General features: G+C 69.6%; 3 protein-coding genes. All 3 read right to left on the reverse strand.

The window, feature by feature from the left end; all coding sequences use genetic code 11:
* Positions 1–3,713 (reverse strand): ThuA domain-containing protein (locus tag ACWIF2_RS39790; RefSeq protein WP_454366474.1); only part of this gene is annotated, 3,713 nt, incomplete at its 3' end.
* A gap of 117 nt (positions 3,714–3,830) precedes the next feature.
* Positions 3,831–4,829 (reverse strand): sugar phosphate isomerase/epimerase family protein, encoded by a 999-nt coding sequence (locus ACWIF2_RS39795; protein WP_454366476.1) that lies wholly within the window; start codon positions 4,827–4,829, stop codon positions 3,831–3,833.
* 15 nt (positions 4,830–4,844) lie between these two features.
* Positions 4,845–5,873: Gfo/Idh/MocA family protein (locus ACWIF2_RS39800; protein ID WP_454366478.1), on the reverse strand; the 1,029-nt coding region annotated here is incomplete at its 5' end.

Here is a 5,873-nt window from a genome sequence, read left to right on the forward strand (position 1 = left end):
GTGACGGGCAGTTCCTTCAACTGGATGTTGCGGAAGGAGACCTGGTCGTCGGCGCCATGGTTCTGGAGGCCGATGTAGCCGTCGGTCAGGCTCCGCTGGGGGTCCTTGTTGGTGAAGTCGTTGATCTTGACTCCGTTGAGGAACACCTGGAGGCGTTCGCCCTGGACCTTGATCTCGTAGGAGTTCCACTGGCCGGGCGGCCGCAGGACCTGGTCACGGGCCTTGATGTTCGCCGACTTGAAGGAGTAGACGGAGCCCGTGGTGCGCTCGGGCGCGTCCGTGGCGTCGATCTGGATCTCGTAGCCCTTGTTCACTGCGGACCAGGGGTCGTCGGAGGCCGGGAAGCCCACGAAGATCCCGGAGTTGTCGTCGCCCCGCATCTTCCAGTCGAGCTTGAGCGAGTACGACTTCAGCTCCTTGGCCTGGTACCAGAGCAGGCCCATGCCGCCCTCGGACTCCATCACGCCGTCCTTGACGACGAACTTGCCGGGGCCGGCCTGCTTCCAGCCTTCCAGGGTCTGGCCGTTGAAGATCTTCCGGTAGTCCTTGGCCGGCTTGCAGTCCGCCTTGACCTGGCCGGTGGCGTATTGGAGACCGCCGAGCAGATGGGCGCGGAAGGCCTCCTCGGCGTAGGACTCCTTGGTGTGGCCGCCGCCGGTGTAGAAGGAGCGGCCGCCGCCGTAGCTCTGGCACCAGGCGATCGGGTGGTCGCCCTTCATGTTCCCGCCCTGGTAGGTGGTCTCGTCCAGGGTGGCGAGGACCTTGGCCTGCTCACGCGGGTTGGTGCGGTAGTTGTACCACTCGTCGGTGCGTTCCCAGGCATCGCCGAGGTGCGCGGTCGACGGGTGGTCGTGGTCCTCGACGCGCACGGTGGCCTTCTGGATGGCCGGGTGCGAGTCGAAGTAGGCGCCGACGAGGCCGCCGTAGAACTGCCAGTCGTACTCGGTGTCGGCGGCGGCGTGGATGCCCAGGTAACCGCCGCCGCCCGCCACGTAGTCCTCGAACGCCTTCTGCTGCTCGGCGTTGAGCACGTCACCGGTGGTGGACAGGAAGGCCACCGCGTCGTACTTGGCGAGGTTCGTCGTGGTGAACTGGCGGGCCTCCTCGGTGGCGTCGACCGTGATGCCGGCCGGGCCGCCGAGCTCCTTCAGGGCGGTGATGCCGGCCGGGATGGAGTCGTGGCGGAAGCCGGCGGTCTTGGAGAAGACCAGGACCTTCTTGCCGCCCTTGAACGGCTCCTTGGAGAACTCGAAGTCGTCCACGTCGTACAGCGCGCCCTCGCCGCCCTTGAAGACGAGGTAGATGTCCGTGGTCTTCTTGGGCAGCGACCGGAGGGGCACGTCGACGTTCTGGAAGGTCTCCCAGCCGCCGGTCGGCGGGATGTACGCCGAGCCGTGCAGCGGGCCGTCGGGCGAGCCGGTGCGCAGTTCGATGAAGCCGCCCGCGCCGCCGGAGGAGGCCCGCACGGTCATCTTCTTCTGCCCGTCGAACCGGTAGGGGCTGAAGGAGATCCAGTCGCCGTCGTCGATGTTGCCTACGGTCTTGCCGCCGTTGGCGCCGGTCTTCTCGATCACCGTCACGCCCGACTGGGTGGTGAAGTGCTCGCCCTGTCGGTGCAGCGGCTGGAGCACGGTGCGGGCGGTGCCGGTCAGCGTCTCCTGGCCGTTCGCCCCGCCGTCGGTGTAGCTGGCGCCGACGACGCCGTAGATGTTGGCGTTGGGGTCGTGGCCGCCGTCACCGGGGGGCGGCTTCAGCGTGCCCTCGCAGCCCATCTCGCTGGTCAGCTCGTGGGCGTGGGAGTCGTGGCCGAGACTGTAGGCGACCTTGACCTTGGAGCAGTCGACGGTCTCCTCGGGGTCGGTGACGGTCACCTTGAACGGGACGGGCTTGCCGAATTCGGCCATGGTGCCGTTGCCCGGGATGTCGATCCTCACCTTGGGCTCGGTGTTGCCGACCACGATCCGGGTGCTGGCGTTGCCGGTGTTGCCCTCGGCGTCCTTGGCGGTGAAGGTCGCGGTGTAGGTGCCGACCTTCTTGTACTTGTGGGTGGGGTTGAGGCCCTCTCCCTTGGTGCCGTCGCCGAAGTCCCAGCTGTAGGTGAGGTCCGGGGAGTCGGCGTCCTTGGCCGAGCCGGTGAACTTGACCTTCAGGCCTGCCGCTCCGGACGTCTTGTCGGCGCTGACCTCTGCGATCGGCGAGAAGCCGTCCTCGGCGTTCTCGATCCGGTACAGCGCGGAGTGCTCGTCGCCCTGGAACCAGGAGACGCCGTAGTCGAGGACGTAGAGCGCGCCGTCGGGGCCGAACTCCATGTCCATGATCTGGGTGCCGGTCCACGGGAAGTCGTTGATCTTCGCGACCGAGCCGTCGGTGTTCTGCTCGATCCGCTTGATCCAGCGGCGGCCGAACTCACCGGCGAAGAAGTCACCGTCGTAGGCCTCGGGGAACTTCACCTTGGAGTCGAGGTCGGGGTCGTAGCGGTAGACCGGGCCGGCCATCGGGGACTCGGAGCCGCTGCCGAACTCGGGCAGCGAGCCGCCGTCGTACGGGATCCAGGCGGCCTGCACGGGCGGCAGGTCGGTGAGGCCCGTGTTGTACGGCGAGGTGTTCTTCGGGGCGGCGCAGTCGAACTTCTCGCCGGACTCCTTGGTGGCGAAGTCGTAGTCGACGTACGCGTCGTTGTTGCCGGTGCAGAACGGCCAGCCGAAGTTGGCGGCCTTGGTGACCTTGGCGAACTCGACCTGTCCCCCCGGGCCCCGCTTGGGGTCGGCGGCGCCCGCGTCGGGGCCGTAGTCGCCGACGTAGACGATGCCGGTCTTGTCGTCGACGCTCATCCGGAACGGGTTGCGGAAGCCCATCGCGTAGATCTCGGGGCGGGTCTTCTCGGTGCCCGGGGCGAAGAGGTTGCCCGCCGGGACGGTGTACGAGCCGTCCTCGGCGACCTTGATGCGCAGGATCTTGCCGCGCAGGTCGTTGGTGTTGGCGGAGCTGCGGCGGGCGTCGAAGGCGGGGTTGCGGCCCTCGCGGTCGTCGATCGGGGTGTAGCCGTCGGAGGCGAAGGGGTTGGTGTCGTCGCCGGTCGACAGGTAGAGGTTGCCGTCCGCGTCGAAGTCGATGTCGCCGCCGACGTGGCAGCAGATGCCGCGGGAGGCCGCGACGTCGATGACCTTCTTCTCGCTGGCCGTGTTCAGCGTGCCGTTGGCGTTCAGGGTGAACCGGGAGAGTCGGTTGACGCCGTCGAACTTCTTGAACTCCTCGGCGGTGCCGGTCTCCGGGGCGTCGCCCGCGGGGGTGTCCAGCGGCGGGGCGTAGTAGAGGTAGATCGCCCGGTTGTTCTTGAAGTCCGGGTCGATGCCGACGCCCTGGAGGCCCTCCTCGTCGTGGCTGTAGACGGGGATCTTGCCGGCGATCTTGGTGACGCCGCCCTGGTCGGTGAGGCGCAGTGTGCCGTCGCGCGAGGTGTGCAGCACGCTGCGGTTCGGGAGCACGGCCAGCGACATCGGCTCGCCCGTCTCAGGTTCGCCCTTGGCGAGCGGCACCTGCTGGAACTGGCCCTCGGCGGCCGCCGGTTCGTCGTGCTCCGGGTGACCGGGGTGGGCCCCGGCGACGGTGGCCGGGGCGCCCACGGCCAGGAGCAGGCCGGTGAACAGGGCGACGGTGGTGCGCAGCCTGGGATGGCCGGCGGTGCGGGTGCCTCTGAGTCTGGTTCTGTGCACGAAGTCCCTCCGGGAACGGGGTGGGCCGTACGGGATGGGTGCGTAGACGTGCGGTGCGGGCGCCGGGGTGCGCCGTCACCCCGGAGGTGTGTGACCTGAACAAGGAAGGTGCGTGGTTCAGCTGTTGAACGCGGCGTCGAAGGACGCGCTGGGCGGGTCGAAGTCGAAGGCCTTCAAGCGGGTCAGCGCCTCGGGCGCCCCCTGGAGCCGGTCCATGCCGGCGTCCTCCCACTCGACCGAGACCGGGCCCTGGTAGTCGATGGAGCGCAGCATCCGGAAGACGTCCTCCCAGGGGACGTCGCCGTGCCCGGCGGAGACGAAGTCCCAGCCGCGCCGCGGGTCGCCCCAGGGCAGGTGGGAGCCGAGCCGGCCGTTGCGTCCGTCGAGGCGCTTGCGGGCCTCCTTGCAGTCGACGTGGTAGATCCGGTCGCGGAAGTCCCAGAGGAAACCGACCGGGTCGAGGTCCTGCCACACGAAGTGCGAGGGGTCGAAGTTGAGCCCGAAGGCGGGGCGCCGGCCGACCGCCTCCAGCGCGCGGACCGTCGTCCAGTAGTCGTAGGCGATCTCGCTGGGGTGCACCTCGTGCGCGAACCGCACGCCTTCGGCGTCGAAGACGTCCAGGATCGGGTTCCAGCGGTCGGCGAAGTCCTGGTAGCCGCGTTCGATCATCGCGTCGGGGGCGGGCGGGAACATGGCGACCAGGTGCCAGATGGCGGAGCCGGTGAAGCCGATGACGGTGTCGACGCCGAAGGCGGCCGCGGCGCGCGCGGTGTCTTTCATGCGTGCCGCGGCCCGCTGCCGTACGCCTTCCGGGTCTCCGTCGCCCCACACCGTGTCCGGCACTATGGCCTGGTGGCGTTCGTCGATGATGGCGTCGCAGACGGCCTGGCCGACGAGGTGGTTGGAGATGGCCCAGCATTTGAGGCCGTACTTGTCGAGCAGCGCCCGGCGGCCGTCGAGATACCCCGGGTCTGAGAGCGCCTTGTCGACTTCGAAGTGGTCGCCCCAGCAGGCGAGTTCGAGGCCGTCGTAGCCGAAGTCGCGGGCGAGCCGGCAGACCTCCTCCAGGGGCAGGTCCGCCCACTGGCCGGTGAACAGCGTGAACGTACGCGGCATCGCGCGTCAGCCTCCTCAGACCGCAATCGGGGTGTAGACGGAGTTCTTCTCGGCGCTCTCCTCGACCGCCGCGAGCACGCGCTGCACCTGCAGCCCGTCGGCGAAGGACGGATCGGGGCGGCGGCCCTCGGCGACGGCGTGGACCAGGTCGCGGGCCTGGTGGACGAAGGTGTGCTCGTAGCCGAGGCCGTGGCCCGGCGGCCACCAGGCGTCCAGGTAGGGGTGGTCGGGTTCGGTGACGAGGATGCGGCGGAAGCCGGCCTCCGCGCCGGGCTCGGTGCCGTCGTGGAACGACAGCTCGTTCAGCCGCTCCAGGTCGAAGGCGAGCGAGCCGCGCTCCCCGTTGAGCTCGATGCGCAGGGCGTTCTTGCGGCCGGTGGCGTAGCGGGTGGCCTCGAAGGAGGCCAGGGCGCCGGACGGGAAGCGGGCCGTGAACAGCGCGGCGTCGTCCACGGTGACCTCGCCGGTGCCCGCGGACGAGACCGCGGCCAGCCCGCTGGTGGCGCCGGTGGGCAGCGGGCGCTCCCGTACGAAGGTCTCGGTCAGCGCGGAGACGCCCGCCAGCCGCTCCCCCGTCAGATACTGCGCGAGGTCGATGATGTGCGCGCCCAGGTCGCCGAGCGAGCCCGAGCCGGCCTGCTCCCTGCGCAGCCGCCAGGTCAGCGGGAAGTGCGGGTCGACGAGCCAGTCCTGGAGGTACGTCACACGCACGTGCCGCAGCCTGCCCAGGCGGCCCTCGGCGACCATCCGGCGGGCCAGGGCGGTGGCCGGCACCCGGCGGTAGTTGAAGCCGACCATCGCCACCTGGCCGCGTGCGTGCGCCTCTTCGGCGGCGCGTTCCATCGAGGCGGCTTCCTCGACGGTGTTGGCGAGGGGCTTCTCGCACAGGACGTGCTTGCCTGCGGCCAGGGCGGCGAGGGCGATCTCGGCGTGGCTGTCGCCGGGGGTGCAGATGTCGACGAGGTCGATGTCGTCCCGTTCGACGAGGGCACGCCAGTCGGTCTCGACGGACGCCCAGCCGTGCCGGTCCGCCGCCGCCCGTGC

This window comes from Streptomyces sp. NPDC055506 (genome assembly GCF_053643595.1).